The following is a 25,908-nucleotide window of genomic DNA, read 5'->3' as shown; positions in this document are numbered from 1 at the left end:
GGCCCGGCGCCCTCGCCAGGGCGGAGGTGGGGTGGGGCGCCGTAGAATCGGGGGCATTGTGTCTGAGCAGCCAGAGAACAGCGCGCCGCCCGTTGCCGCGTCCGCCGAGTCCGTACAGCCCGTCACTCAGCGGGGCAGTCAGAGGTTCGCGCCCGGCGAGGGGCCCCTGCCCGATCCCGCCGGGTCCCATCACGAGCGGCGGATCCGCAGCTTCCAGCCGCGCCGCAGCCGCGTCACCACCGGTCAGGCCGAGGCGCTGCTCAAGCGGTGGCCCGACTGGGGTCTCGACATCGACGGCAAGCGGGTCCTCGACCTCGGCGAGATGTTCGACGGGCTTCCCGTCGTCCTCGAGATCGGCTTCGGCATGGGCGAGGCGACCGCGCAGATGGCCGCCGCCGACCCCGGCACCGGCATCCTCGCCGTGGACGTCCACACCCCCGGCCAGGGCAATCTGCTCGGTCTCGCCGACCGGAACGGGCTGACCAACGTCCGGGTCGCCAACGGCGACGCGATCATCCTGCTCCGCGAGATGCTCGACAAGGACGCCCTCGACGGCTGCCGCGTCTACTTCCCGGACCCCTGGCCCAAGGCCCGCCACCACAAGCGGCGCCTCATCCAGCCCGAGTTCCTCAGCCTCCTCGCGACCCGGCTCAGGCCCGGCGGCGTGCTCCACTGCGCCACCGACTGGGAGCCGTACGCCGAGCAGATGCTGGAGGTGCTCTCCGCGCATCCGGACTTCGAGAACACCCGGGCCGACGGCGGCTTCGCGCCCCGCCCCGACTTCCGTCCCCTCACCCGCTTCGAGGGCCAGGGGCTGGACAAGGGCCACGTCGTGCACGATCTCCTCTTCCTGAGGAAGTGACCGAAGAAAGCCACCGGGGGCGCTAATCCTTCGCCCCGTGTCGGTGGGGGTCGTTAGGGTCGCTCACGTGTCCTACCCCGCCCCCACCGCAGCCGGCACCGCTCCCGTCCCCCACCGGGACACCGAGGAGCCGGCCTTCCCGGCCGCCGCCGACCGGTCCCAGTGGCGCTACCGGCCCCGCCGGGCCTTCTGGCGCAGCCGGCTGGTCCGGGCCGTCACCGTCATCACCGTGCTCGCGATCTGCGCCCTGTTCATCCTCGGGCTCGTCCGCGAGCAGACCGGCACCGAGGGCTTCCTCGTCGGCCTGGGCCTCGCGGTGCTCCCCGTACCGCTGCTGATGGCGGCGTTCCGCTGGCTCGACCGGGTCGAGCCGGGGCCGTGGAAGAACCTGCTCTTCGCGTTCGCCTGGGGCGCCTTCGCCGCCGCGCTCGTCGCGATCCTGGCGAACTCCTTCGCGGTCCGCTGGATCGCGACGGCCACCGCGGATCCCGCCTCGGCGGACACCCTCGGTGCGACGGTCGTCGCGCCCGTGGTGGAGGAGAGCGCGAAGGCCGCCGCGGTCCTGCTGCTCTTCCTCTTCCGCAGGAAGCACTTCGGCGGGCTCGTCGACGGTGTCGTGATCGCCGGGTTCACCGCGACCGGCTTCGCCTTCACGGAGAACATCCTCTACCTCGGCAACGCCTTCGGCGAGGACCAGGAGTTCGGCTCCACCGGCCTCGGCTCGGTGACCGCCGCGACCTTCTTCGTCCGGGTCGTGATGTCGCCGTTCGCGCATCCGCTCTTCACCGTGCTCACCGGCATCGGCTTCGGCTTCGCCGCCCTCGCGCCGCGCGGCAAGCGGCTCCGCCGGGTGCTGCTGCCGCTCGCCGGGCTGCTGCTCGCCATGAGCCTGCACGCCGCGTGGAACGGCTCGGCCACCTTCGGCGGCCCGCTGGCCTTCTACGCGGTGTACGGGGCGCTGATGGTCCCGGCCTTCGGCCTGCTGACCTGGCTCGCGGTGTGGAGCCGGCAGCGCGAGCTGCGCACGATATCCGGCGAGCTCCCGGCGTACGCGGCGGCCGGCTGGATCTCCCCCGCCGAGCCGCTCGCACTCTCCTCGATGCGCGCCCGCCAGCTGGCCCGCGCCTTCGCCGCACGTACGTACGGCCCGCCGGCCGCGCGGACCGTCGGCGAGTACGAGTCGTTCGCGACGACCCTCGCGTTCCTGCGGGACCGGGCCAGGCGCGGCACGGCCGGGCCCGACTTCCCGGTCCGGGAGCAGGAGCTGCTCCACCACCTGTGGCAGCGCCGGGAGGTCGCCTCTCCCGCCCTCACGTACGCGGCACGGGCGACGGGCCAGGTGTGGGCGCCGCCGCAGTACCTGGACTACGACGGCTTCAACCCGTACCGGAGCTGAGCGCCGGAGTCTGCGGACGTCCCGGACGCCGTGGGACGGCCGCACGGGCGCCGGGCATACGTACCGTCACTCCGGAAGATCGAACGGCGACGCCCCTTGCCCGGAAGCTGCCGGGCAAGGGGCGTGGCGCTTCAGGCCGACGCCTCCGTGAGGAGGGTCAGCTCCGCCTCCGTGAGCGTGAGCTCGGCCGCCGCGACGAGCGCCGGGACCTGCTCGACCGTACGCGCCGAGGCGATCGGGGCGGCCACGGTCGGGCGGGAGGCGAGCCAGGCGAGGGCGACGGTGGCGAGTTCCGCGCCGTGCGCCTCGGCGACGGTGTCGAGCGCGGAGAGCACGGCCCGGCCCCGCTCGGTGTCCAGGTGCCCGCCGGCCCCGGAGGCGCGGACGCTGTCGACGGTGGTGCCGGGGCGGTACTTGCCGGTGAGGAAGCCGGCGGCGAGGCCGTAGTACGGGACGGCGGAGAGCCCGGCCCGCTCGACGGTCTCCAGGAGGGGGCCCTCGTAGGTGTCCCGGGAGACCAGGTTGTAGTGCGGCTGGAGGGCCACGTAACGGGCGAGGCCCTCGGACTCGGCGAAGTCGAGGGAGGCGCGCAGACGCTCCGGGGAGATGTTGGAGGCGGCGACGGCCCGCACCTTGCCGTCCTTCACCAGCTGGTCGAGGGCGGTGACGATCTCTTCGACCGGGACGGACTCGTCGTCGAAGTGCGTGTAGTAGAGGTCTATGTAGTCGGTGCCGAGGCGGCGCAGGGACTCCTCGGCGCCCGCCTTGATGGTGGTGGCGGACAGCCCCTTGAAGTGGGGGTGGGCGCCGACCTTGGTGGCGACGACGACGTCGGCACGGTTGCCGCGCGAGGCGAGCCAACGGCCGATGACGGTCTCGGACTCGCCGCCCTCGTTGCCCTCGGCCCAGGCGGAGTAGACGTCGGCGGAGTCGACGAAGTTGCCGCCGGCGGCGGTGTACGCGTCGAGGACGGCGAAGGACTGCGACTCGTCGGCGGTCCAGCCGAAGACGTTGCCGCCCAGGGCGAGCGGGAAGACGTGCAGGTCGGAGCTGCCCAGCGGGCGGAGAGTGGTCATGGTCGACACAACCGTCCGCGCCGCCGGGCCTATTCCGTCACGTCCCGGGGACGAGCAGCGGGGTCAGAGGCTGAGGCCCTTGGAGCGGAGCCACTCCGCCGGGTCGAGGCCGGAGCCGCCGGGCGTGTGGACCTCCATGTGGAGGTGGGCGCCGGTGACGTTGCCGGTGGCGCCGACGCGGCCGATCGTCTCGCCGGTGCCCACGGTCTGGCCGGCGGAGACCGTCATGGACGACATGTGGGCGTACCAGATCTCGGTGCCGTCCTCCAGCTCCAGGACGACCCGGTAGCCGTACGAGCCGGACCAGCCGGCCGACTTGACGGTGCCGCCGTGGACCGCCTTGAGCGGGGTGCCGGTGGGGGCGGCGAAGTCGAGGCCGGTGTGGTAGCCGGAGGACCACATCGAGCCGGACTGCATGTAGGTGGCGCTGAGGCTGTACGAGGAGAGCGGCAGCGTGTAGCTCGCGGCGAGCTTGGCGAGGCGCTCGGCCTCGGCCGCCGCCTCGGCCTTCGCCTTGGCCTCGGCTTCCGCCTTCGCCTTGGCTTCCGCCTCGGCCTTGGCCTTCGCCTCGGCGGCCGCCTTCTCCGCCGCGTCGGCCTTGGCCGCGGCCTCCGCGGCCGCCTTCTCGGCCGCCGCCTTCTCCGCCGCGGCCTTGTCGGCGGCGTCGGCGGAGGCCTGCTGCTGCTCGGCCTGCTGGAGGATGCGGGCGCGCAGGGCCTCGCCGGCGTCGCCGGTGGCGGCCTTGGTGGCCTGACCGTTCCGGCTGGCCAGGGATGCCTGCGTCACCTGCGTGGTCTTCGTGCCCTGCTCGTCGTCGACGGTGGCGTACGTGGCGACGGTGAGCGGGTTCGGATTGGCGCGGGCCGCGGTGACCGTCTCGTGGGTCTCCTCGGGGAGGAGGTCACCGACACCGGGGAGGTCGTGGGCGTCCGGCAGGTGGAGGTCCGCGAGGTCGGGAAGGTCCGGGAGCGAAATGGCGACCGGGGGCTTCTCCTGCGCGGTGGCGAGACCGCCGGCGCCGACGGCCGCGATCACACCGACACCGAGAACGGTGGAGGAACGGGCGAAGTTGGAGCGCTGCTTGACCACACGGTGCCGGCCGCCGGAGCGGCTCTCGGCGCGGAGGGAGCCCTCGGTGGGGTTCCACTCGGTGTCCGGAGCGGCAGGACCCGCACCACCACCGAAGGCATCGAAGGGGGCTTCGGGTGCGGGAGTGTTGGACGCCACGGGGGCGCGCTCCTTTCCTTCCTTCTCGCCTACCGGGTTAGCTGACGGGTTCGGAGCAGGAAGGTCTCCTACGGGCTCGTCGCACAGGTGCGAAGGGCCCGATTCACCCCAAGTAGTGGTTCCCCGGTTCCTTTTCAGGATTCGGCGCGTGCGCACGGTGCCGCCTCTTGCGACGGCTGGGACGACCGCGCTGCGTTATCGAACGTTAATAGACAGGGGGTCCCGATTCCAAGCTGTTCCTCTTGATCATTCATTGAATTGAGGGGGAATGGCCCGAGTTGACCCCCCTTCAGTAAGGGATGCCGAAACCCTCGCGATCTGACGTTATGTCAATTGTTATCGCAGTGACACCTCGTGACTACGGCCGGTGACCGGGCTCGCCCCGCGGCTCTCCGGGCCCGCCCGGCGGCACCACCGGCATCGTCCGCCGCCGCTCCGGCTGCCCCGCCGCCGGACGGCTCAGCGCGAGCAGCGCCATGTCGTCCGTCGACCCGCCGCCCGTGTGCAGCCGTACGTCGTCCACGAGGGCGTCGAGCAGTTCCTCGGGCCCCGGGAAGATCGCTCCCGCCAGCCGCTCCCCCGGGTCGTAGAAGACACCCGCCGGGTTCCGCGCCTCCGAGAGGCCGTCGGTGTAGAAGAGCAGCGTCGCGCCCGGCGGGTACGGCCGCGCCTCGGCCCGGTCCGGCCACGACGCCAGCTCGCCCATGCCGAGCGGCAGCGCCGGCTCGCCCGGCTCCAGCGTGTCGAGACGCCCGTCCGCGTACAGCATCAACGGGGGCGGATGCCCGCGGTTGACGACCCGTACGAAACCGTCGAAGGTGCCTCCCCCGTCGCCGCGCGGGATCTCGGCCAGCACGGCCGTGGTGAACCCCTCGAAGGCGTCGAGCCCGTGCCGACGGGTGCCCTCCCGGGCGAGGGCCCGTTCGAGGCGCTGCGCCACGCCCTCCAGGGTCCGCTCCTGCTCGGCCGCCTCCCGGAACGCCCCGATGACGATGGCGACGGCCTCGACCGCGTCCATCCCCTTGCCCCGGACGTCGCCGACCACCAACCGCACCCCGTAGGGGGTGTCCTGGACGGCGAACAGGTCACCGCCGATGAACGCGTCCGCCTGCGCCGCCTCGTAACGGGCCGCGCACTGCAGCCCGCCGATCCGCTCGTCGGGCATCGGCAGGACCGCCTTCTGCGCGGTCTCCGCGATGACCCGCGCCGAGGCCAGCCGCTCGCCGCTGCGGCGCACGACCCGGTTGATGAGCAGCGCGAGCGCGGAGACCGTGAAAACGGTCAGGGTCTCCGTCAGGGACGGGATGTCGGAGATCGTGCGGTTGTAGAGGTGCAGCCCCACGGAGGCCAGGACGGCGGCGAACCCGGTGAGGAGCGTGGTGAGGGTGGAGAAGAAGGGCGCGGCGATCAGCGGGGCGGCGGAGAAGAGCGGCGCCGCCGTGTAGGTGGCCGGTGTCAGCAGGTCGAAGAAGACACCGCCCAGGATGATCAGCGGCGGCAGGGCGCGGATGAACCTCCGGGCGCCCCCGTAAGGGCGACGGCCGTTGCCGCCCCGACGCTCGCCGCCCACTCCTAGGGGGTGCCCCACCTGTGCTCTCCTGCCCGGTCCGTACCCGGCCGCGGCCCGTACCGCGCCCTCCCAGGGTCGCCGCCGCCGAACGGGGCGGCGACTCCCACGGGGCCGACTGGCGTACGGAGCGGGGCGGGCCGGGACCGGACAGGCCGGGGCGGGACCGGGCCGGTCCCGGGCCGGACCGGGGCACGCGCGCGTAGCGGCCCCCGGGACCGGGCGGGGCCGGAGCCGGGGGCACGCGCGCGGAGTGGGGCCGGAGCGGGCAGGGGGCTCAGTCCGTGGCAGCCCCCTCGGCCAGCCGCCCTCCCCTCGCCAGCAGCGCCATCGCGGCCGCGCACACCAGCCCCACCGCGCACAGCGCGAGCCACGGCACCGCCGACCACCCGGTCACGTCGAGCAGCGCGCCCGTCCCCAGGTTCCCGAGGGTGATCCCGATCCCGCACACCGTGTTGTAGAGCCCGTAGTGGGTGGCCACCCAGCGCCCCCGGGACAGGGCGACGACGGTGTCCATCTCGTACGGGTAGAGCACGGCGTTCGCGACGGCCAGGACCGCCGCGCACAGCAGCAGCCCCACGAGCCCCCGGCCGAGGACGGCCGGGAGCAGGAAGGCCCCGCCCATCAGGGCGAGCCCGAGGACCAGACACCGCTCCCGGCTCAGCCGCCGCTTGCACCAGGCGGTGATCCGCAGCTGCCCGGCCAGCGCGACCAGGGCGGAGACGACGAAGAGCGCCGTCGTGGGCCCCGTGCCGCCCGCGGCGAGCGGCAGCGCCAGATAGACCTGGAAGGACAGCACGTACGAGCCGGTCATCGCGAGCGAGAAGAGCCAGAAGGTGCGGTGGGAGAGCACCGTGCGGAACTGCCCGCGTTCCTCCTTCCCCCTGGCGGCGGCCCCCGAGGTGGGCATGTACCGGAGCTGTACGAGGGTCAGCCCGGCGAACAGCACCGCCGCCACCACACACGTCAGCCGGAACGACACCCCTGTCAGGGCCACCCCGACGAGCGGCCCGAGCAGGATGCCCGCCTGGTAGTAGACGTTGAACAGCGCGAAGGCCTCGACCCGGCGCTCCTCCCCCGCCTCCGCCGCGAGGCAGGCCCGTACGGCGGGGTTGAACAGCGCCCCCGCGAGGCCGGTCGCCAGCGAGGCGGCGATCAGCATCGGCAGCGACTGTGCGAACGCAAGCGCCCCGAAGCCGACCGTCCGCAGCGCACAGCCCGCCACGATGAGCGGCTTGAAGCCGAGCCGGTCGGCGAGCGCCCCGCCGACGAGGAACATGCCCTGCTGCGAGAGGTTCCGGGCTCCGAGGACGAGCCCGACGGCCCAGGCCGCCATGCCGAGCCCGTCCGCGAGGTGCGCGGCCAGGTACGGCATGAGCATGTAGAAGCCGAGGTTGATGGTGAGCTGGTTGAGGAAGAGGAGCCGTACGGCCGGTTCGAAGCTACGGCTCTGCTTCCAGACGCCTCCCTTGGGAGGCGCTGCCGTCGTGGTCAACGCGCCGACCCCGTCCGGTCGATGACCTTGCGGGTCCAGCCGCTGACCGTGTCGGCGGAGACGTACCCCGCCGGATCCTCCCGTACGGGCCCGTCGAGGAGGCCGTGGGCCGCGCAGAACTCGTCGTTGAAGACGGTGTCGAAGTACCGCTGCGGCCCGTCGGGGAAGACGGCCGCGATCCGCGTCCCGCGCGGCCGGGTGCGGGCCAGCCATCCGGCGACCAGCGCGACCGCGCCCACGCTCCAGCCGCCCGTCGCGAACTGACGCGAGGCCAGGCGGCGGGCCGCCCGTACCGCCTCCGCGGGGCCCACCCAGTGGATCTCGTCGAAGGCGCCGTGGTCCACGTTGCCCGGGTGGATGGAGGAGCCGAGGCCGCGCATCAGTCGCTCCCCGGCCGGCAGGCCGAAGACGGTGGAGCCGACGGAGTCCACGCCGACGAGTTCGAGGGCGGGGCTGCTGGTGGAGCGCAGGGCCCGGGAGATGCCGGCCGAGTGGCCGCCGGTACCGACGGCGCAGACGAGGACGTCGATCCGGTCGAGCTGCCCGGACAGCTCGGCGGCGAGCCCCGCGTACGCGTCGGGGTTGTCGGGGTTCCCGTACTGGTTGGGCCACCAGGCCCCGTCGAGGCTCACGAGCAGCTCGGCGACCCGGTCCATCCGGGCCTGCTGCCAGCCGCCCTCCGGGCTCGGCTCGCGTACGACATGGACCTGGGCGCCGTGGGCGACGAGCATCCGCTCGACGATCGGCTCCAGACCGGGGTCGGTGACGACGTGCACCGGATGCCCGTGGAGCACCCCGGCGAGGGCGAGTCCGAGGCCGAGGGTCCCGGAGGTCGACTCGACGATCGGGGCGCCGGGCCGCAGCTCACCGCGGCGGCGGGCCTGTTCGACCATGTAGAGGGCGGCGCGGTCCTTAATGCCGCCGAAGTTGAAGCCTTCGAGCTTGGCCCAGTAGCCGTCGTCCGTGCGGAGGACGGGAGTGTTGCCGACGGTCTGCTCGGCGACGGGCAGCAGGCTGCCGGACAGCAGGTTGTTCATGGGTGGCATGTCCTTGGGGTTGGCACGCGGAAAGGGACCTGGTCACGCGAGGGCGAGACCCGGCTCAGTTCCGGTCCACTCCGAGGGCGATGAGCAGCCGGCCCGGCTCGGGGCCGGGTCCCGCCCTGCCCCGGACACAGCGCGCGCGGGGATCGGTGCGGAGGTCGGCCGCGTACGGCAGGAGTACGGCTCCGCCCGCGTCCGGGGCGGCGAGGGGCGCGGCGGAGGCCTGCGCGGGGAGATGGGCGTCGAAGGACCACGTCTCTCCGGGCCGCTCGCAGCCGTGCGGCGGCGCGGGGGCCGAGACGAGGGTCGCGGAGCCCGAGGGGGGCAGCACATGGCCGTGCGAGCCGTGGCAGACGCTGACGAGGAGGGTGAGGAGCGCGAACAGGACGGGCAGGGCGAGGACGGCGGGCGCCCGCCGTCGTACATCACCCCTACGCAAGTCACTCATGGTGCGCGTGACACTACGGTGGGACAACGCGCACCCGCAAAGAGGCGGGCACGGTTTTGGCCACCGTTTACTTCAGACAGCCGGGCCTTCAGACAGCCGGGCCTTCGGACAGCCGGGCCGGAGGCGCTACAGGTTCCGCTCGGCGTAGATCTCCATCGCGTCCCGGACGAGGACGGCGGTGCCCTCACCGTGCTTGTCGTAGTTCGCGGTGAAGCGCGGGTCGTCGACGTACATGCGGCCTAGGCCGATCACGTACTCCTTGCTCGGGGTCGTGGTGGTGGACAGCCACGCGACCTGGCGCCGCGCGATGGCCTGCACCTCGTCGCTGCCTGCGGTGAGGCCGTCCTTGAGCGCCTGCGCGAAGTCGCGGGCGATGCCGGCCTGCTCGTCCATGAACGCCTTCTTCTGTGCGGCGGTGAGCGAGCGCCACCACCGGTCGCCCTTCTCGTACGCGTCGCGACCCCAGCGCTCGGTGACCTCCTCCTCGTACACCGTGTGGTCGAAACCGTCGAACACTTCGTCGGCCATGAGTTCTTCTCCGTTCTCGGTCTTGTGAAGAGTGGTCCGCACCGATGCGATCCGGCGTCCGATGCGCTCGCGCTCCTGTTCCAGGAGGGCGAGATGGGTGCGCAGGGCGGCGGAGGTGTCCCGCTGCCCCGCGAGGACCTCGGCGATGGCGGGCAACGAGAGCCCCAGCTCGCGCAGCAGCAGGATCCGCTGCAGCCGCACGAGCGCCGCCTGGTCGTAGTACCGGTAACCGTTCGCGCCGATCCGGCTCGGCTCCAGCAGTCCGCGGTCTCCGTAGTGCCGGAGGGTGCGACTGGTGGTGCCGGCCTTCTTGGCGATCTCTTGGATCGACCACTCCATACCGAGAACGCTAAATCTTGACGTCGCGTAAAGGTCAAGCCCGAAGGACGGCAACACGACGAAGGCCCGGATCCAGTGACTGGATCCGGGCCTTCGTTTGCTACTGAGTAGCGGGGACAGGATTTGAACCTGCGACCTCTGGGTTATGAGCCCAGCGAGCTACCGAGCTGCTCCACCCCGCGTCGGTAAACACGACTCTACGGCATGACCGGGGCGATCACGAAATCGGTTTACGTCAGCACCCGCAGTCGTCGGAGTCGACCGGCGCCGTGAGGGGGTCCGCGGCCTTCTCCGCGGGGCCCTCCCACGTCTCATACGCAAAGCCCTCGCGCACCCAGTACTCGAAGCCGCCGAGCATCTCCTTCACCTGGAAGCCCAGCTCGGCGAGGGCCAGCGCGGCGCGCGTGGCGCCGTTGCAGCCGGGGCCCCAGCAGTACGTGACGACCGGCACGGACCGGTCGAGCAGCTGCTCGGCCTGCTCGGGGATGAGCGCGGTCGGCAGGTGGATCGCGCCGGGGACGTGCCCCTGGTCCCAGGAGGCGGTCGACCGCGAGTCGATCACCACGAAGCCCGGGTCGGCGCCGTCGGCGGCCGCGGCGGCCAGCGTGGAGGCCACGTCGGAGACATCGGCGTGGAAGGCGAGGCTCGCGGAGAAGTACGCGGCCGCGGCGGCGGGAGAGGCCGCCGGGGCGCGAAGTACGGGGTTGACCTGCGGCGTTGTCGTCGTCATGGTGATCAATCTACGGACGAAGATCACCGTGCTGAAGTGATGATCCACGGTGGTCGGGGGCATCGACCGGTGAATCCCGGGCGTTCGCCAAGGGACGGCGTGGATCTCACGCATCGGGACTGCGAGAGCCGCCGTCACCGCTTCCGCCACCGCCGCGCCGGTGTCACATCGACGCGGTTCCATCCGTCATGAGGACATGACGGGACGCGAACGGGGAGATCGACGAGTGGACAGGGACCGCGAGAACCACACCGACAAGGACCTGCTGGCCCGGCGCTTCGAGGCCGACCGGGGGCACCTGCGGGCGGTGGCCTACCGGATGCTGGGCTCGCTCAGCGAGGCCGAGGACGCCGTCCAGGAGGCCTGGTTCAAGCTCAGCCGCAGCGACGTCAGCGCGGTGGAGAACCTCAGCGGCTGGCTGACCACCGTCGTCGGCCGGGTCTGCCTCGACATGCTCCGCTCGCGCGGCTCGCGCCGCGAGGACCCGCTGGAGTACTACGTCCCCGACCCGATCGTCCGGGTCGCCGACACCACCGACCCGGAGCACGCGGCCGAGGTCACCGAGTCCGTCGGCCTGGCGCTCCTCGTCGTCCTGGAGACCCTGGGACCGGCGGAGCGGCTCGCGTTCGTCCTGCACGACATGTTCGCCGTCTCCTTCGACGAGATCGCGCGGATCGTCGACCGCACCCCGACCGCCACCCGCCAGCTCGCCAGCCGCGCCCGCCGCCGCGTGCAGGACGCCACCCCCGCCGCCGGGCCCGACGCGCGCCGCCAGCGGGAGATCGCCGACGCCTTCCTCGCCGCCGCCCACGGCGGCGACTTCGAGGGGCTGCTCGCCGTCCTCGACCCGGACGTGGTGCTGCGCGCGGACGGCGGCAGGACCCTCGCGGCCGTCTCCAAGGTCGTCCGGGGCGCCGAGGCCGTCATCTCGCAGGCGCTCACCTACGCCAAGTTCCGTACGGGAGCACTGCGGATGGTCGTCAACGGCGCACCCGCGGTCCTGTCGGTCTCCAACGGACGCCCGGCCGCACTCATGTCGTTCACCATCTCCGGGGACCGGATCGTCGGGCTCCAGATCCTGGCGGATCCGGAGCGGCTCGCCGCGCTCGACCTCTCGGAGGAGGACCTGGCCCGCGCCACGTACTGACGCGGCCGGGACGCGTACCCCTGACGCCCGGTCACTTCCCCCTGGCGGCCGTCAAGGAGGCCCCGGCCGCCAGGGAGACGGCGGCGCTCGCGATGCCGAGGACGGCGCCCGCGGCGACATCACCCGGGTAGTGCACCCCGGTGTGGACGCGGGAGTAGCCCACGGCCATCGCCAGGATCTCCAGGGGCACGGCCGCCGGAGGCAGCACCACGCCCACGGCGGTGGCGAAGGCTACCGCCGACGCGGTGTGCCCGGAGGGGAACGAGGCCGAGTCCGGCATCGGCACATGGCGGCCCACCACGACGCGGGCCGCCTCCCTGTCGGGCCGCGGCCTGCGGACGAGACGCTTGCCCAGCAGGTTGGCCGTGGCCGAGGCGACGGCGATGGCCCCGAGGCCGGCGAGGGCCGCACGGCGGGGCCGCCCGGGCACCAGGGCGAGCGTGGCCGCCACGGCGAACGAGATCTTGGAATGGTCGGCCGCGTTCGAGAGCCTGCGGAATGCCGAGTCGAGCGTGGGCGTGGGGGTGGCCGCCACGGCGGCGTACACGGCCCCGTCGATCGCCCTGAGGTCCCTGAGGACGGCCCGGACGGGGTTCGTGGTCGTGGTGGTGGTCGGCGTCGTCCCGGTCATGTGCCGCTAGCTCCTCGGGGAGGGTTGGAAGGCGATTTCGGTGATGCGCCGCCAGTCCATGGGCGGCCGGGGCTCGATGACGCCGGGCCGGTGGCGCGGCACGAGGACCCGTAGGGCTCGGGGGCGGAGGGTGCAGACCACGGGGGTGGGCAGGGTCAGCGCCTCACCGTCCACGGCGACGGCGATGGTCCCGTCCGAGCTCCCGGCCGGTCCCGCACCCGGCGCCGGGGCCTTCCCCGTCACCTCGACGCGAGCGGCCGTCAGGACGTTCAAGCCGGCCGACTGGGTGCCCCGTACGGCCATCTCGGCGGCCTGTGCGGCCCCGTCGACGCGGATGGCGATCACCCCGAGCTCGCCGCCGTCCAGGCGCGGTCTCCGGGCAGCGGCGGCCCCGAACGGATCCGGCGCCGCGTACGAGTTGTTGCTGACGAGGAGGGCCTGCTGCGCGGGCAGCCGGAGGCCGTCGGCGGTGGCGTCGAGACGGTCGCCCTCACCGCCCTGGAGCAGGTCGGGCAGGACGTCGACGGCGGTGCCGGCCTTGGCGTCGCGGTACTCGGGGCGCTGGACGACATCGGCGTACACACCGAAGGAGACGGTGTTGACGAAAGCCCGCCCGGAGACCGAGCCGAGGTCGACGCGGAGTTCCTCGCCGTCGACGAGGGCGTCGAGGCAGGTGGCCGGGTCGGCGCGGTCGAGGCCCAGGTCGAGGGCGAAGTGGTTGCGGGTTCCGGCGGAGATGACGAGGAACGGCAGGTCGTGCTCGGCGGCCACGGCGGCGACGAGCGCCTGCGTGCCGTCGCCGCCGGCCACCCCGAGCAGGTCGGCGCCGTCGGCGACGGCCTGCCGGGCGAGCGCGGCGACATCGGTCTCGACGGACGGGTCGATGACGACGACCCGGGCGCCCAGCTTCTCGGCGCGCTCGACGAGGCGGAAGCGGGCGACCTTCCCGCCCCCGGACTTCGGGTTCATGATCAGCACGGGCCGCTGCGGCCGGGGCCGCCGCTCCCCGCGTACGAGGCCGGCCCGCGCACCCCGCCCGTTGCCGTCCAGGTCCCGGAGACGCCGCAGGGCGGCCCGCGCGCAGAGCAGCGCCACGCTCCACAGCCCGACGGCGGTGAGCGCGGTCAGCCACAGTCCCCAGACGACGTACAGGACGAGGACGAGGAGGGGCGCGGCGACGGCGAGCAGCGCGCCGAACACCCGCAACGGCCCGCGGTGGGCGAGGAACCACCAGATGCCCACGGCCGAACAGGCGAGCCCCAGGAGCGCGCTCACGAGGACGAGCAGCCCGCCGGCGCCGAGCCCCGTCAGCAGCAGCAGCACCGTCGCCGCGGCCGCACCGAGGGCCCACCGGGCCAGGGTCCGGGCCTCCCCCATCGGATCACCGGATCCGTTCACCGTCATGGTCCCCACCTCCACGCTCAGCGTCCATGCTCCAGATTCCCCCACGGTCCCGCACGCCGTGCCCGGGAACGATGAAGCGCCCCGACCGGTCGAGACCGGTCGGGGCGCTTCTCGGCAGTCGGGAGGTCGCAACCCCCCGCCCGCCACACGTAGGCCGTGTGGGACTCGAACCCACAACCAACGGATTAAAAGTCCGCTGCTCTGCCAATTGAGCTAACGGCCCGTGGACAAGCACACCCGTGCAGCATAGCCCGAGAGATCCCCCGAACCGATCGGGTATCCGACACGGCGTGGATCAGTCGCCGGAACAACGAGCAGGGCCCGTACATCACCGAAGTGCTGTACGGGCCCTGCTCAGCTGTCAGGTCAGTCGACCTCAGTCGTTGCGCTTCCAGCGCGGCTTGTCGTCACGGCGGGCGAAGGAGCCGCCCGTCGAGCCGGCCGAGCCGGTGCCGCGGTGGTCGTCACGACGGCCGTACGGGCGGTCGCCACCACCGGCGCGGAAGCCGCCGGCGGGGCGGTCGTCGCGACGGTCGCGGTTGAACGGACGGTCGCTGCCACGGTGGCCGCCGGCCGGACGGTCGTCACGGCGCTCGAAGGAACGGCCGCCGCGGTCGTCACGGTTGAAGCCACCGGAGGGGCGCTCGTCACGACGGAAACCACCGCTGGACGGACGGTCGTTGTCGCGGCGGAAGCCACCACGGTCGCCACCACGGTCGTCACGGTTGAAGCCACCCGACGGACGGTCGTCACGACGGAAGCCACCGGACGGACGGTCGTTGTCGCGGCGGAAGCCACCACGGTCGCCACCACGGTCGTCACGGTTGAAGCCACCCGACGGACGGTCGTCACGACGGAAGCCACCGGACGGACGGTCGTTGTCGCGGCGGAAGCCACCACGGTCGCCACCACGGTCATCGCGGTTGAAGCCACCCGACGGACGGTCGTCACGACGGAAGCCACCGGACGGACGGTCGTTGTCGCGGCGGAAGCCACCACGGTCGCCACCACGGTCACCGCCACGGAAACCACCGCGGTCGCCGCCACGGTCGCCGCCGCGGTCGTCGCGGTTGAAGCCGCCACGGTCACGACGCTCGTAGTTGCCCCGCTCGTCGCGGGCCGGACGCTCCTCGCGGCGCTGCTCCTCGGCGCGGGCGGCACGCTCGGCCTCGACGGCGGCGGCCGCGACCTCGGCCTCGGCGGCCTCGGTCACCTCGGCCACGGCGGCCTCGGGGTCCTCGCCACGCTCACGGGCGGCGCGGGCCACCAGACGGTCGGCCTCCTCGCGGAGCTCGACCGCGCGGCGCTGCAGGCGCTCCAGCTGCTTGGTCAGGTCGACGACCTCGCGCTCGGCCTGCTTGGCCGAGTTGTTCGCCGAGTCGGCCTGGACCTCGGTCAGCGACCGGGCGCCGGTGATCTCGGCGACCTCGGGGTCGAACGCGCCGGCACCGCCGACGATGTGGCGCGAGGCGTCGACGCCCGCGTCCTCCATCAGACGGAAGATCTGGCGGCGCTGGTGCGGCAGGGCCAGGGAGACCACGACACCGGAGCGGCCGGCACGGGCGGTACGGCCCGAGCGGTGCAGGTAGTCCTTGTGGTCGCCGGCCGGGTCCACGTTGAGGACCAGGTCGATGCCGTCGACGTGGATGCCTCGGGCGGCGACGTCGGTGGCGACCAGGGCGTTGACGTAGCCCTTCTTGAAGTCCTCGAGGACGCGGGTACGGGCGCCCTGCGTCATGCCGCCGTGCAGGGCGTCGGCCTTGACGCCCGAGTCCTGGAGCTGCTCGGCGATACGGTCGGCGCCCAGCTGCGTACGGACGAAGATGATCGTGCGGCCCTTGCGGGCGGCGATCGCGGCCGTGACCGGCGCCTTGTCCTTCGGCTTCACGACGAGGACGTGGTGGGTCATGGTGGTGACGTTGCCCTGGGCGCTGTCGACCTCGTGCGTGACGGGGTCGGTCAGGTAGCGCTTGACCAGGGTGCCGATCTCGTTCTCCATGGTGGCGGAGAAGAGCATGCGCTGGCCGCCGCCGGGGATCTGGTCGAGCAGCTCGGTGACCTCGGGCAGGAAGCCCAGGTCGGCCATCTGGTCGGCCTCGTCGAGGACCGCGATCTTCACGTTCTCCAGGGAGCAGGCGCCGCGGTTGATGATGTCGCGGAGACGGCCCGGGGTGGCGACGAGGACGTCGACGCCGCGCTCCAGGGCGTAGATCTGGTTGCCCATGGAGGTACCGCCGCAGACGACCTTCATCTTGAGGCCGAGCACGTCGCCGTAGGGCTGGAGGGCGTCCGCGACCTGCATCGCGAGCTCACGGGTCGGAGTGAGGATGATGCCGCGGGGCTTCTTCTTGTCGGTGTGGCCGCCGGCCAGACCGGCCAGGAGCGGCAGACCGAAGGAGAGCGTCTTGCCGGAGCCGGTACGGCCACGGCCCAGGATGTCCTTGCCGGCCAGGGCGTCCGGGATGGTCGCCGCCTGGATCGGGAAGGGGGTGGTGACGCCGTTCTGCGCGAGCTTGCGCACGACGCCGTCCGGCAGACCGAGGTCGCCGAAGGTGATGGTGGGCTCGGAGGGCTCCTCGACGGAGTCGTCCGAGTCGGTGTCGATGCTGTCGAGGGCGTCGACGAGGTCGTCGGCGTCGATGTCGGCGTCGAGGATGTCGGCAGCGTCGAGGACGGCCGTCTCGACGATCTCGGTGGCCTCTACGGCCTCGACGATCTCGTCGTTCTCGGGCATGACGGCGTGGTCAGAACTGAAAATGGACATGCGAAATGCGAAACCTTCCGGAGTCTCGGCACGCGCCCGTCAACTCCGTGATTTCGCAAACGACCGCCTCAATGCGGTCAGCCACGGCTAGGGAGAGTACGCGCCACACGGCGCTCTTCTGTGTCGGCGCCGGGCAATGGGATCAAACGATCTACCACCATACGCACTCTCCCTCACCTATGGCAAATCGGACTCCGTCACACCGGTCCGACCTGCGGAGACGCCACTGGCTCCGGGGGCGCGCCCGGCCCGTCCGCCGCACGCATCGCACCCATCTGGGTGTCGGCTCCGGGCGTCGGCGGATCGGTCGGGTTGGAGGTCGGTTCCGGCGTCGGCTCGGGGGTCGGGTTCGAGGTCGGCTCCGGCGTCGGCTCGGGGGTCGGCACGGTCGGCTCCGGCGTCGGTGTGACCTCGCCGCCGCCCGGACCGCCGGAACCGCCGCCGTTCGCCCCGCCGCCGTTCCCGCCGCCCCCGCTTCCGTTGCCGCCGCCGTCACCGCCGCCGTTCCCGGCGGAGCCACCCGCACCGCCGCCCGGGCCGCCGTGGCCGCCCGTCGGCTGCGGCTTCGACGGGGCCGCGGGGCCGCCCGGGACCTCCACCGGCAGCACCGCACCGGGAGAGGGCTTGGCCGTACCCGAGGGCGAGCCGCTCGGCACCGGGGACTCCGTACCCGCGCCGGCCACGTCCGGGCCACCCGCGTCCGGCCGGCCGTTCCACGAGCCGCCGTCGCCGCCCGGGAGACCCGCGCCGCCGCCACCGGACTCGGTCGCCACGCCCCGCTTCCCGCCGGACGCGCCGGGCGAGGGCTTCGCCCCCTCGTCGCTCACACTCATACAGCCGCTCAGACCGGCACAGGCCGCGACGGCCAGCGCGGTGGCGGCCCATCTCACCGGGGTGGGCAAATGGCGCACGGGGGCACCTCCAGGACACAACAGGCAGGAACGGAACGCGTTGCACTGCCCAACTCCCTTGGCGCCACAAGGGACACGCCCCAGCCGGTCCGAGCGTCGGCCCGGCGGCAGGCTCAGCCGTAGCCCAGCGCGTGCAGCCGCTCGTCGTCGATGCCGAAGTGGTGGGCGATCTCGTGCACCACGGTGATCTCGGTCTCCGCGACCACGTCCGTGCGCGACTCGCACATCCGCAGCGTCGGCCCCCGGTAGATCGTGATCCGGTCCGGCAGCACACCGGCGTACCACTCACCGCGCTCGGTCAGCGGCGTCCCCTCGTACAGCCCGAGCAGCTCGGGATCGTCGGAGGGAGGCTCGTCCTCCACGAACACCGCGACGTTGTCCATCAGCCGCGTCAGCTCCGGCGGAATCCGGTCCAGGGCCTCGGCGACAAGCTCTTCGAACTCCTCGCGCGTCATCTCCAGCACGCGCCCATTGTCCCCCTGCCGGAAACCGTTTTGGCGATAGCGCCCGCCATCCCATATGCTTCTCACGTCCCCGACGCGCTGAGAAGCGCCCAGGTGAGCCCCTAGCCCTCATCGTCTAGTGGCCCAGGACGCCGCCCTTTCAAGGCGGTAGCACGGGTTCGAATCCCGTTGGGGGCACGTAGTACCGTGTGCGAGACTAGTGATCGCGCACAAGCTTGGCTCTGTGGAGCAGTTGGTTAGCTCGCCACCCTGTCAAGGTGGAGGTCGCGGGTTCAAGTCCCGTCAGAGTCGCTGAAGCTGGAAACAGCTTCGTGGCTGGGTAGCTCAGTTGGTACGAGCGATCGCCTGAAAAGCGATAGGTCGCCGGTTCGACCCCGGCCCCAGCCACAAACAGAAGGCCCCGTTCGAAAGAACGGGGCCTTCTTCGTGTGTCTGCACGCGGAGATACCTACGGGGAGGAGGCCGGCGCCCCCTCCCCGTACCGTCAGGCCTCCTCGCGTTCCCCCGAACGGCTCCCCCGCCTCGCCCGCAGCGCGAGCACCAGCGCCACCACGGCCACCACCGCGACCAGCAGCGCCCAGTCCGGCACCGCCCGGCCCAACGAGGCCACCCGCTGCTCCACCGCGAACGAGTCGTCCACCGACAGCAGGCCCGGCAGCGCGGTCGTCCCGTCGAAGACCAGGAAGAGCGTGCCGAGGGCCACGAAGAACAGGCCCGAGAGCAGCGACGTCGAGTGGAGCGTGAGGCGGCCCACCCGGAGCGGCCGGCCACGCAGCCAGGACCGCCGGCCCAGGTCGTACCGCTCCCAGAGCAGCGCCAGGACGAACAGCGGGACGGCCATGCCGAGCGCGTACACGGCGAGGAGCAGTCCCCCGTACGCCGGGCTGCCGCTCAGCGCCGCCACCGTGAGGACGCTGCCGAGGATCGGGCCCGCGCAGAAGCCCGCGAGGCCGTAGACCAGGCCGAGGGCGTAGACGGAGAGCGCCGACGTGGGCCGGATCCGGCCGCTCGCCTCCGCGATCCGCCGGGAGGCGAAGCCCAGACCGAGTATCTGGAGGACACCGAGGCCGATGATCAGCCAGCCGCCGACGGTGACGAGCAGGTCCCGGTGGCCGTAGAAGAGGCGGCCCGCGAAGGAGCCCGCCGCGCCGAGCGGGACGAGGGTGGTCGCCAGACCCGCGTAGAGGATGCCGGTCCTCGCCACCAGCTTCGCGCGCGTGTCGATCGAATACGCGAAGAAGGCGGGCAGGAGCAGGGCGCTGCACGGGCTGAGCAGGGCGAGCAGCCCGCCGAGGAAGGCCGCGAAGTAGCCGATGCCGGAGGTCACTGCCCGGCGCCCGGCTTCTTGGCGTCATCGGTCGGCGTCGTCGGCTCGGCCGCCTCGGCTGTCCTGGCCGCCGCCTCGATCGCCTCCGTGAACGTCTCCAGGGGCTGCGCGCCCGCGATCGGCCGGCCGTTGATCAGGAAGGAGGGGGTGGAGGTGGCGCCGAGCGAGTACCCCTGCTCCTGGTCGGCGCGGACGGCCTCGCGGGCCGCGGCCCCGTCGCTGTCCTTCGCGAACCGGGCGGCGTCGGGGACGCCCGCCTCCTTCGCGAGGGCGGCGATCCGGTCCTTCCCGAAGCCCTTCTCCTTGGCGCCCTCCGCGTAGGCCGCCCGGTGGAACTGCCAGAACCGGCCCTGCTGCCCGGCCGCCCAGGACGCGCGGGCGACGGCCTCCGACTCCTCGCCGAAGATCGGGAAGTTCCGCCACTCGATGCGCAGGGTGCCGTTCTCGACGTACTTCCTCACCAGGACCGGCTCCGTGTCCCGGGCGAACTTCCCGCAGTAGCCGCACTTGAAGTCGGCGTACTCGATGAGCACGACGGGCGCGTCGGCCCGGCCGACGGCGAGCTTGTCGGAGGCGTCGCGCCGGGCGTACGCCTCCAGTTCGGCGTAGACGCCGGCGTCCGGGTCCGCGGAGACCTCGGCGACGGCCGAGGAGCCGACGGTGCCGGGGGAGGCGGGCCTGGTGGCGGTGTACGAGACGACGCCGAGCAGGACGGCGGCGAGCGCCACGCCGGCGACGATGACGACCGGCTTGGACTTCGAGGTGGGCGCGGACGTGGGCTTGGACGTCGACGCCGAGGTGGACGTGGGCTTGGGCTTGGACATGCGGAAGTGCTCCTGAGGTACGCAGGACGGGACGGACGGCGGAGGGCGGCCGTCCGTCTACACCCTCAGGACCGACAGCTCCACGGGAGACAGGAGTACGCGCGCGGGTGGCTCCCGCCCGGCCGACACGCCCCGGCCGCCCGGATCCAGCACCCGGGCCCCGCACGGCGTCCGGTCGGCGGCGAGCGCCGGCAGCAGCTCGGCGAAGCCGCTCGCACGCGGCGGTACGACGGGACCCGCGGCCCCTTCCTCGACGGGGTGGCCCGGGTCGCATCCGGGCACGGCCGCGACCGCGACGAGCGGGGCCGTCGCCGGTACCCCGGGGGAGGACGGGCCCGTCGCTCCGCACACCAGGAGGCCGAGCACCAGAGCCGCGAACGCGGCGAACGCCGCCGCCGCGCGGGTGGTGCAGAACATGCGAAACCTCTCCGGTCCGGTCGACGTGCCCGAAATAGTACGCACCCTCGCGCGGGCACCCCCGGGGAACCACTCGTAAATCGGTTCGCCGCTTCTCGTCCGCAGGTGCGATCCTGGATTCCGTATGTCTACTTCCTTCGCCGCCCTCCAGTCCGTCCTGGCCGAGGTCTCGCTGCGGGACTCCCACCGCCTCGGCCGCCGTCTCGAAGGCGCCCGCCGCATCCGCAAGCCCGAGGCCCGCGCGGCCGTCCTGGACGAGATCGCCGTCGAGGCGGCCAAGGCCAAGGAACGCACCGACGGGCGCGCCTCACGCGTGCCCGCGGTCACGTATCCCGAACAGCTGCCCGTCTCGCAGAAGAAGGACGAGATCCTGGAGGCGATACGCGACCACCAGGTCGTGATCGTCGCCGGTGAGACGGGCTCCGGAAAGACCACCCAGATCCCGAAGATCTGTCTGGAGCTCGGCCGGGGCGTCCGGGGCATGATCGGGCACACCCAGCCCCGCCGGATCGCCGCCCGCACGGTCGCCGAGCGGGTCGCCGAGGAGCTGCGGACCCCGCTGGGCGAGGCCGTCGGCTGGAAGGTCCGCTTCACCGACCAGGTGAACCCCGACGCGACCTTCGTGAAGCTGATGACGGACGGCATCCTGCTCGCCGAGATCCAGACGGACCGCGAGCTGCGCGCCTACGACACGATCATCATCGACGAGGCCCACGAGCGGTCCCTCAACATCGACTTCCTGCTCGGCTATCTGGCCCAGCTGCTCCCGAAGCGCCCCGACCTCAAGGTCGTGATCACCTCGGCGACCATCGACCCGGAGCGTTTCTCCCGCCACTTCGGCGACGCCCCGATCGTCGAGGTCTCCGGCCGTACGTACCCCGTGGAGGTCCGCTACCGGCCCCTCCTCGAAGAGGACTCGGAGGACTCGGACCGGGACCAGATCACCGCGATCTGCGAGGCCGTCGACGAGCTCCAGTCCGAGGGCCCCGGCGACGTCCTGGTCTTCCTCTCCGGCGAGCGCGAGATCCGGGACACCGCGGACGCGCTCCTCAAGCGGCAGCTCCGCAACACCGAGGTCCTCCCGCTCTACGCGCGCCTGTCGCACGCCGAGCAGCACCGGGTCTTCCAGGCGCACTCCGGCCGCCGGATCGTCCTCGCGACGAACGTCGCCGAGACCTCGCTGACCGTCCCCGGCATCAAGTACGTGATCGACCCGGGCACCGCCCGCATCTCCCGCTACTCGCACCGGACCAAGGTCCAGCGCCTGCCGATCGAGCCGGTCAGCCAGGCCAGCGCCAACCAGCGCAAGGGCCGCTGCGGCCGTACGTCCGACGGCATCTGCATCCGGCTGTACTCCGAGGACGACTTCGTCACCCGGCCGGAGTTCACGGACGCCGAGATCCTCCGTACGAACCTGGCCTCCGTCATCCTCCAGATGACCGCGGCCGGTCTCGGCGACATCGAGAAGTTCCCCTTCATCGACCCGCCGGACCACCGGAACATCCGGGACGGCGTGCAGCTCCTGCAGGAGCTGGGCGCGATCGACCCGAACGAGAAGGATCCGAAGAAACGGCTCACCCCGCAGGGCCGGAAGCTCGCCCAGCTGCCCGTGGACCCGCGGCTCGCCCGGATGGTCCTGGAGGCCGACAAGAACGGCTGTGTCCGCGAGGTCATGGTGATCGCCGCCGCGCTCTCCATCCAGGACCCGCGCGAGCGGCCGGCGGAGAAGCAGGCGCAGGCCGACCAGCAGCACGCCCGGTTCAAGGACGAGACGAGCGACTTCCTCGCCTTCCTGAACATGTGGCGGTACGTCCGTGAGCAGCAGAAGGAGCGCGGATCCAGCTCCTTCCGCCGGATGTGCAAGCAGGAGTACCTGAACTTCCTGCGCATCCGCGAGTGGCAGGACATCTACGCGCAGCTGCGGACGGTCGCCAAGCAGCTGGGCATCCATGTGAACGAGGAGGACGCGCCCGAGCAGTCCGTCCACGTGTCGCTGCTCGCCGGTCTCCTCAGCCACATCGGCATGAAGGACGTGAAGGAGGGCGCGAAGAACGACTACCTGGGTGCCCGCAGCGCCAAGTTCGCGATCTTCCCCGGTTCCGCGCTCTTCAAGAAGCCCCCGCGCTTCGTCATGTCCGCCGAGCTGGTGGAGACCTCGCGCCTCTGGGCCCGGGTCAACGCGCGCGTGGAGCCCGAGTGGATCGAGCCGCTCGCCCAGCACCTGGTGAAGAAGACGTACAGCGAGCCGCACTGGGAGAAGGACCAGGCGGCCGTGATGGCCTTCGAGAAGGTGACGCTGTACGGCGTCCCGATCATCGCCGACCGCAAGGTGAACTACGGCCGGATCGACCCCGAGGTCTCCCGCGACCTGTTCATCAGGAACGCGCTCGTCGAGGGCGACTGGCGCACCCACCACAAGTTCTTCGCGGACAACCGCAAGCTCCTCACCGAGGTCGAAGAGCTGGAGCACCGGGCGCGACGCCGGGACATCCTGGTCGACGACGAGACGCTCTTCGACTTCTACGACAAGCGCGTCCCCGAACACGTCGTGTCCGGAGCCCACTTCGACTCCTGGTGGAAGCACAAGCTCCACGAAGGAGGCTCTGCGGCGGAGTTCCTGGACTTCGAGCGCGAGATGCTCATCAACGAGAAGGCCGCCGGGGTCACCAAGGACGACTACCCGGACTCCTGGCGGCAGGGTCCGCTGAAGTTCCGGGTGACGTACCAGTTCGAGCCCGGCGCGGACGCCGACGGCGTGACCGTCCACGTCCCGCTCCAGGTGCTGAACCAGGTGACGGACGACGGCTTCGAGTGGCAGATCCCGGGGCTGCGCGCGGAGGTCGTCACCGAGCTGATCCGCTCCCTCCCGAAGCCGATCCGCCGCCACTACGTGCCCGCGCCGAACTTCGCGAGCCGCTTCCTGGACGTGGTCGTGCCCGTGCAGGAGCCGCTGGCGGGGGCGCTCGCCCGCGAGCTCCAGCGGATGGTCGGCGTGCCGGTGACGGCCGACGACTTCGACTGGGCGAAGGTCCCCGAGCACCTCAAGGTCACCTTCCGGATCGTCGACGAGCGGCGCAGGAAGCTCGCCGAGGACAAGGACCTGGAGACGCTGCGACTGCAGCTGCGCCCGAAGGCCCGCAAGGCCCTCTCGCAGGCCGCCGCGGCGGCCACGGGCGGCCCGGACGGCTCCGGGCCCTCCCTGGAGCGCACGGGGCTCACGGACTGGACGGTCGGCGCCCTCACGAGGATCTTCGAGACCAAGCGGGGCGGCCAGCCGGTCAAGGCGTACCCGGCGCTCGTGGACGAGGGCGCGACCGTCGCCGTACGGCTCTTCGACACGGAGGCCGAGCAGGAGCGGGCGATGTGGCGGGGCACCCGGAAGCTGATCATGCTGAACATCCCGGTGAACCCGGCGAAGTTCGCCTCGGACAAGCTGACCAACCAGCAGAAGCTGGCCCTGTCCTCGAACCCGCACGGATCGATCCAGGCCCTCTTCGACGACTGCGCGACCGCGGCGGCCGACAAGCTGATCGCGGAGCACGGCGGTCCGGCGTGGGACGAGGAGTCGTTCCGGAAGCTGTACGACAAGGTGCGTGCGGACCTGGTGGACACGACCGTACGGACGGTGGGCCAGGTCCAGCAGATCCTGGCGGCCTGGCAGGCGTGCGAGCGCCGACTGAAGTCGACGAACAGCCTGGCGCTGATCAACAACCTGACCGACGTGCGCGCGCAGCTGGCGTGGCTGATGCCGGCCGGGTTCGTCACCCGTACGGGTCTCAAGCGGCTCCCGGACCTGATGCGCTATCTGGTGGCGGTGGACCGGCGGCTCCAGCAGATGCCGACCGGGGTGCAGCGGGACACCACCCGGATGGAGAAGGTCCAGGAGATGCAGGACGAGTACGCCTGGCTGCTCGAACAGCTCCCGAAGGGCCGCCCGGTGCCCTCCGAGGTCACCGACATCCGCTGGATGATCGAGGAGCTGCGGGTGAGCTACTTCGCCCACGCGCTCGGCACGGCGCACCCGGTCTCGGACAAGCGGATCGTGAAGGCGATCGACGCGGCGGCCCCCTGACGGGCCTGACCGTCGGTGAGTTCGACCGGACCGCTGACCTGCTGTACAGTCTTGCTTGCAGCCACTCACGAGGGGCCGCAAGCAAGGACCTGTGGAGCAGTTGGTTAGCTCGCCACCCTGTCAAGGTGGAGGTCGCGGGTTCAAGTCCCGTCAGGTTCGCTTTACCGAAAGGCCCGCATCGCGAGATGCGGGCCTTTCTTTGTGTTCCCGTGTCTTGACGGGGCCACGGGCCCGCCGGTACCCCGGACATCAGGGATTCGGGGGCCCACACCGGAGGTGGTCGCGCATGGCCGCGGCGTCCGCAGCACGGCACGAAACGAGAGCACTGCTGCGCGCCCATCTGGCGGCCGCTTCCCGGTACGGACACCTCACCCGCCACTGCGTGGTCTGCCACCGCCTCCTGCGGCTCTCCATGGAGCTCCCGGAGCTCCCGGAGCTTCAGGGCCTTCCCGAGCCCCAGGACGGCACTCCCGGGCCTGCGGAGCCGGCGGACGGCAGTGAGGACGGCAGCGGGGACGAAAGTCCCACCGACCCATGACCAACGGCGGGTTGGGGGCGTTCCGCGAAGTGGCAGGCTGTTCTTTGGCAAGACTTCGCAGGTGTGACGGGAGTCACTGAGGTAGTTTCAGAAACCGCTTCACTTACACCCTCCCTACACCGGCCCGATTTAATATGTGCAATTGCACCGCTCTCCAAAGAGTGGCGCCGGACACAAAAGAAGATCGCGCCAGACCCGGCGGAGTCCAGCGCGATCGTTGACGAAGGCCTGTTGGGGCAGGAATCCGTCGGCAGAGCTAGGTGTGGGCGACCGGATTGGGGGATCCGGACAGGCCCGGTGTTACGGGGTACTGCGGGGTACTACGGGGTGTTTGCGCGACCTCAGGCCTCGCTGCGCTGCTGCGGAATGCCCGCCAGCAGTGCGCGAACCTCAGCTTCGCGGTACCGGCGGTGCCCACCCAGGGTGCGGATGGACGTGAGCTTCCCGGCCTTCGCCCAACGGGTCACCGTCTTCGGGTCCACGCGGAACATCGTGGCAACCTCGGCAGGGGTCAGCAGCGGCTCGGCATCAGGGGTGCGAGCGGTCATGAGCGGCCTCCTCGGGAGAACCGAACCTTCTCGGTTCTTTCCTCTAAATTCTGCACCTTGACCCGCGTTGCCCGAAATGGCAGAAGCGGGCCGAGTCGGTTATAGGACGAACGGCTTGTCCTCGGCACTACAACTACACCATCCGTCCAG

22 protein-coding genes, 6 tRNA genes and 1 riboswitch are annotated in these 25,908 nt (G+C 71.8%); of the genes, 9 read left to right on the top strand and 19 right to left on the bottom strand.

Features of this window, described 5'->3' with window-relative positions; all coding sequences use genetic code 11:
- Positions 1–58: 58 nt before the first annotated feature.
- Both trmB and OG514_RS14185 read left to right on the top strand, forming a co-directional pair.
- Positions 59–862 carry a tRNA (guanosine(46)-N7)-methyltransferase TrmB gene (gene trmB, locus OG514_RS14190; RefSeq protein WP_266894497.1) on the top strand — a complete coding sequence of 268 codons (804 nt, stop codon included), beginning with the start codon at positions 59–61 and terminating at the stop codon, positions 860–862.
- Between the two features lie 67 nt (positions 863–929).
- A complete protein-coding gene (locus tag OG514_RS14185; protein WP_266894495.1) occupies positions 930–2,258 on the top strand; it encodes a PrsW family intramembrane metalloprotease in 1,329 nt (442 codons plus the stop codon).
- Between the two features lie 131 nt (positions 2,259–2,389).
- Here the strand turns inward: OG514_RS14185 and OG514_RS14180 are convergent, their stop codons facing one another.
- The 9 genes from OG514_RS14180 to OG514_RS14140 all read right to left on the bottom strand — a co-directional run bounded on the left by OG514_RS14180 (position 2,390) and on the right by OG514_RS14140 (position 10,711).
- Positions 2,390–3,334: an aldo/keto reductase gene (locus OG514_RS14180; RefSeq protein WP_266894493.1), complete on the bottom strand. Its 945-nt coding sequence runs from the start codon at positions 3,332–3,334 to the stop codon at positions 2,390–2,392.
- A gap of 63 nt (positions 3,335–3,397) precedes the next feature.
- A complete protein-coding gene (locus tag OG514_RS14175) occupies positions 3,398–4,561 on the bottom strand; it encodes a M23 family metallopeptidase (protein WP_266894491.1) in 1,164 nt (387 codons plus the stop codon).
- Positions 4,562–4,572: 11 nt separating this feature from the next.
- A riboswitch (cyclic di-AMP (ydaO/yuaA leader) is annotated at positions 4,573–4,718 on the bottom strand.
- 201 nt (positions 4,719–4,919) lie between these two features.
- Positions 4,920–6,149: a PP2C family protein-serine/threonine phosphatase gene (locus OG514_RS14170; protein WP_266894489.1), complete on the bottom strand. Its 1,230-nt coding sequence runs from the start codon at positions 6,147–6,149 to the stop codon at positions 4,920–4,922.
- Positions 6,150–6,405: 256 nt separating this feature from the next.
- A complete protein-coding gene (locus tag OG514_RS14165; RefSeq protein ID WP_266894487.1) occupies positions 6,406–7,623 on the bottom strand; it encodes an MFS transporter in 1,218 nt (405 codons plus the stop codon).
- Positions 7,620–8,660 carry a PLP-dependent cysteine synthase family protein gene (locus tag OG514_RS14160; RefSeq protein ID WP_266894485.1) on the bottom strand — a complete coding sequence of 347 codons (1,041 nt, stop codon included), beginning with the start codon at positions 8,658–8,660 and terminating at the stop codon, positions 7,620–7,622. The genes OG514_RS14165 and OG514_RS14160 overlap by 4 nt, the downstream gene beginning before the upstream one ends.
- A 64-nt stretch (positions 8,661–8,724) precedes the next feature.
- Positions 8,725–9,105: a hypothetical protein gene (locus OG514_RS14155; RefSeq protein ID WP_266894483.1), complete on the bottom strand. Its 381-nt coding sequence runs from the start codon at positions 9,103–9,105 to the stop codon at positions 8,725–8,727.
- A 135-nt stretch (positions 9,106–9,240) separates the two neighbouring features.
- Positions 9,241–9,981, bottom strand: coding sequence for a MerR family transcriptional regulator (locus OG514_RS14150; protein ID WP_266894481.1), 741 nt, complete (start codon positions 9,979–9,981; stop codon positions 9,241–9,243).
- 108 nt (positions 9,982–10,089) lie between these two features.
- A tRNA-Met gene (locus OG514_RS14145) sits at positions 10,090–10,163 on the bottom strand.
- A gap of 53 nt (positions 10,164–10,216) precedes the next feature.
- Positions 10,217–10,711 carry a rhodanese-like domain-containing protein gene (locus OG514_RS14140; protein WP_266894479.1) on the bottom strand — a complete coding sequence of 165 codons (495 nt, stop codon included), beginning with the start codon at positions 10,709–10,711 and terminating at the stop codon, positions 10,217–10,219.
- 196 nt (positions 10,712–10,907) lie between these two features.
- On the opposite strand from OG514_RS14140, the gene sigJ reads away from it, so the two are divergent.
- Positions 10,908–11,858, top strand: coding sequence for an RNA polymerase sigma factor SigJ (gene sigJ / locus OG514_RS14135; protein WP_266894477.1), 951 nt, complete (start codon positions 10,908–10,910; stop codon positions 11,856–11,858).
- 31 nt (positions 11,859–11,889) lie between these two features.
- Here sigJ and OG514_RS14130 read toward each other — a convergent pair whose 3' ends face one another.
- From OG514_RS14130 to OG514_RS14105, 6 genes are all read right to left on the bottom strand, one after another.
- Positions 11,890–12,489 carry a phosphatase PAP2 family protein gene (locus tag OG514_RS14130; protein ID WP_266894475.1) on the bottom strand — a complete coding sequence of 200 codons (600 nt, stop codon included), beginning with the start codon at positions 12,487–12,489 and terminating at the stop codon, positions 11,890–11,892.
- A gap of 6 nt (positions 12,490–12,495) precedes the next feature.
- Positions 12,496–13,893, bottom strand: coding sequence for a diacylglycerol kinase family protein (locus tag OG514_RS14125; protein WP_266894473.1), 1,398 nt, complete (start codon positions 13,891–13,893; stop codon positions 12,496–12,498).
- A 150-nt stretch (positions 13,894–14,043) separates the two neighbouring features.
- A tRNA-Lys gene (locus OG514_RS14120) sits at positions 14,044–14,116 on the bottom strand.
- Between the two features lie 153 nt (positions 14,117–14,269).
- Positions 14,270–16,657, bottom strand: a complete 2,388-nt coding sequence (locus OG514_RS14115; RefSeq protein WP_266894471.1) for a DEAD/DEAH box helicase — start codon at positions 16,655–16,657, stop codon at positions 14,270–14,272.
- A 197-nt stretch (positions 16,658–16,854) separates the two neighbouring features.
- Positions 16,855–17,568 (bottom strand): hypothetical protein, encoded by a 714-nt coding sequence (locus tag OG514_RS14110; protein WP_266894469.1) that lies wholly within the window; start codon positions 17,566–17,568, stop codon positions 16,855–16,857.
- 113 nt (positions 17,569–17,681) lie between these two features.
- Positions 17,682–18,032: a metallopeptidase family protein gene (locus tag OG514_RS14105; RefSeq protein ID WP_266894467.1), complete on the bottom strand. Its 351-nt coding sequence runs from the start codon at positions 18,030–18,032 to the stop codon at positions 17,682–17,684.
- A gap of 104 nt (positions 18,033–18,136) precedes the next feature.
- Between OG514_RS14105 and OG514_RS14100 the strand changes: the two genes are divergently transcribed.
- The 3 genes from OG514_RS14100 (at position 18,137) to OG514_RS14090 (ending at position 18,419) form a co-directional block, all read left to right on the top strand.
- Positions 18,137–18,209, top strand: a tRNA-Glu gene (locus OG514_RS14100).
- A gap of 40 nt (positions 18,210–18,249) precedes the next feature.
- Positions 18,250–18,323, top strand: a tRNA-Asp gene (locus tag OG514_RS14095).
- A 22-nt stretch (positions 18,324–18,345) separates the two neighbouring features.
- Positions 18,346–18,419, top strand: a tRNA-Phe gene (locus OG514_RS14090).
- A 97-nt stretch (positions 18,420–18,516) separates the two neighbouring features.
- On the opposite strand, the gene OG514_RS14085 is transcribed toward OG514_RS14090, so the two are convergent.
- The 3 genes from OG514_RS14085 to OG514_RS14075 are packed head-to-tail and all read right to left on the bottom strand — an operon-like array spanning position 18,517 to position 20,600.
- Complete coding sequence (locus OG514_RS14085) at positions 18,517–19,359, bottom strand: cytochrome c biogenesis CcdA family protein (protein WP_266894465.1); 843 nt, start codon at positions 19,357–19,359, stop codon at positions 18,517–18,519.
- On the bottom strand, positions 19,356–20,183 hold the full coding sequence (locus OG514_RS14080) for a thioredoxin domain-containing protein (protein WP_266894463.1): 828 nt from the start codon (positions 20,181–20,183) through the stop codon (positions 19,356–19,358). The genes OG514_RS14085 and OG514_RS14080 overlap by 4 nt, the downstream gene beginning before the upstream one ends.
- Positions 20,184–20,240: 57 nt before the next feature.
- Positions 20,241–20,600: a hypothetical protein gene (locus tag OG514_RS14075; RefSeq protein ID WP_266894461.1), complete on the bottom strand. Its 360-nt coding sequence runs from the start codon at positions 20,598–20,600 to the stop codon at positions 20,241–20,243.
- A 124-nt stretch (positions 20,601–20,724) separates the two neighbouring features.
- On the opposite strand from OG514_RS14075, the gene hrpA reads away from it, so the two are divergent.
- The 3 genes from hrpA (at position 20,725) to OG514_RS14060 (ending at position 25,210) form a co-directional block, all read left to right on the top strand.
- Positions 20,725–24,672, top strand: a complete 3,948-nt coding sequence (gene hrpA / locus OG514_RS14070; protein WP_266894459.1) for an ATP-dependent RNA helicase HrpA — start codon at positions 20,725–20,727, stop codon at positions 24,670–24,672.
- A gap of 85 nt (positions 24,673–24,757) precedes the next feature.
- A tRNA-Asp gene (locus OG514_RS14065) sits at positions 24,758–24,831 on the top strand.
- A gap of 127 nt (positions 24,832–24,958) precedes the next feature.
- Positions 24,959–25,210, top strand: coding sequence for a DUF6274 family protein (locus OG514_RS14060; protein ID WP_266894457.1), 252 nt, complete (start codon positions 24,959–24,961; stop codon positions 25,208–25,210).
- A gap of 341 nt (positions 25,211–25,551) precedes the next feature.
- On the opposite strand, the gene bldC is transcribed toward OG514_RS14060, so the two are convergent.
- Positions 25,552–25,758, bottom strand: a complete 207-nt coding sequence (bldC, locus tag OG514_RS14055; RefSeq protein WP_003949541.1) for a developmental transcriptional regulator BldC — start codon at positions 25,756–25,758, stop codon at positions 25,552–25,554.
- Between the last annotated feature and the right edge of the window lie 150 nt (positions 25,759–25,908).

The sequence above is a fragment of the Streptomyces sp. NBC_00572 genome, from assembly GCF_026341815.1.
Lineage (GTDB): Bacteria > Actinomycetota > Actinomycetes > Streptomycetales > Streptomycetaceae > Streptomyces.
This window is presented reverse-complemented; position numbering and strand designations above follow the sequence as displayed.

Excerpts from the sequence above, each read along its gene's own strand:
- OG514_RS14180 (WP_266894493.1), bottom strand. The coding sequence starts at position 3,334 with ATGACCACTCTCCGCCCGCTGGGCAGCTCCGACCTGCACGTCTTCCCG.
- OG514_RS14160 (WP_266894485.1), bottom strand. The coding sequence starts at position 8,660 with ATGAACAACCTGCTGTCCGGCAGCCTGCTGCCCGTCGCCGAGCAGACC.
- OG514_RS14150 (WP_266894481.1), bottom strand. The coding sequence starts at position 9,981 with ATGGAGTGGTCGATCCAAGAGATCGCCAAGAAGGCCGGCACCACCAGT.
- OG514_RS14140 (WP_266894479.1), bottom strand. The coding sequence starts at position 10,711 with ATGACGACGACAACGCCGCAGGTCAACCCCGTACTTCGCGCCCCGGCG.
- sigJ (WP_266894477.1), top strand. The coding sequence starts at position 10,908 with ATGACGGGACGCGAACGGGGAGATCGACGAGTGGACAGGGACCGCGAG.
- OG514_RS14130 (WP_266894475.1), bottom strand. The coding sequence starts at position 12,489 with ATGACCGGGACGACGCCGACCACCACCACGACCACGAACCCCGTCCGG.
- OG514_RS14125 (WP_266894473.1), bottom strand. The coding sequence starts at position 13,893 with ATGACGGTGAACGGATCCGGTGATCCGATGGGGGAGGCCCGGACCCTG.
- OG514_RS14115 (WP_266894471.1), bottom strand. The coding sequence starts at position 16,657 with ATGTCCATTTTCAGTTCTGACCACGCCGTCATGCCCGAGAACGACGAG.
- OG514_RS14080 (WP_266894463.1), bottom strand. The coding sequence starts at position 20,183 with ATGTCCAAGCCCAAGCCCACGTCCACCTCGGCGTCGACGTCCAAGCCC.
- OG514_RS14075 (WP_266894461.1), bottom strand. The coding sequence starts at position 20,600 with ATGTTCTGCACCACCCGCGCGGCGGCGGCGTTCGCCGCGTTCGCGGCT.
- hrpA (WP_266894459.1), top strand. The coding sequence starts at position 20,725 with ATGTCTACTTCCTTCGCCGCCCTCCAGTCCGTCCTGGCCGAGGTCTCG.
- OG514_RS14060 (WP_266894457.1), top strand. The coding sequence starts at position 24,959 with ATGGCCGCGGCGTCCGCAGCACGGCACGAAACGAGAGCACTGCTGCGC.
- bldC (WP_003949541.1), bottom strand. The coding sequence starts at position 25,758 with ATGACCGCTCGCACCCCTGATGCCGAGCCGCTGCTGACCCCTGCCGAG.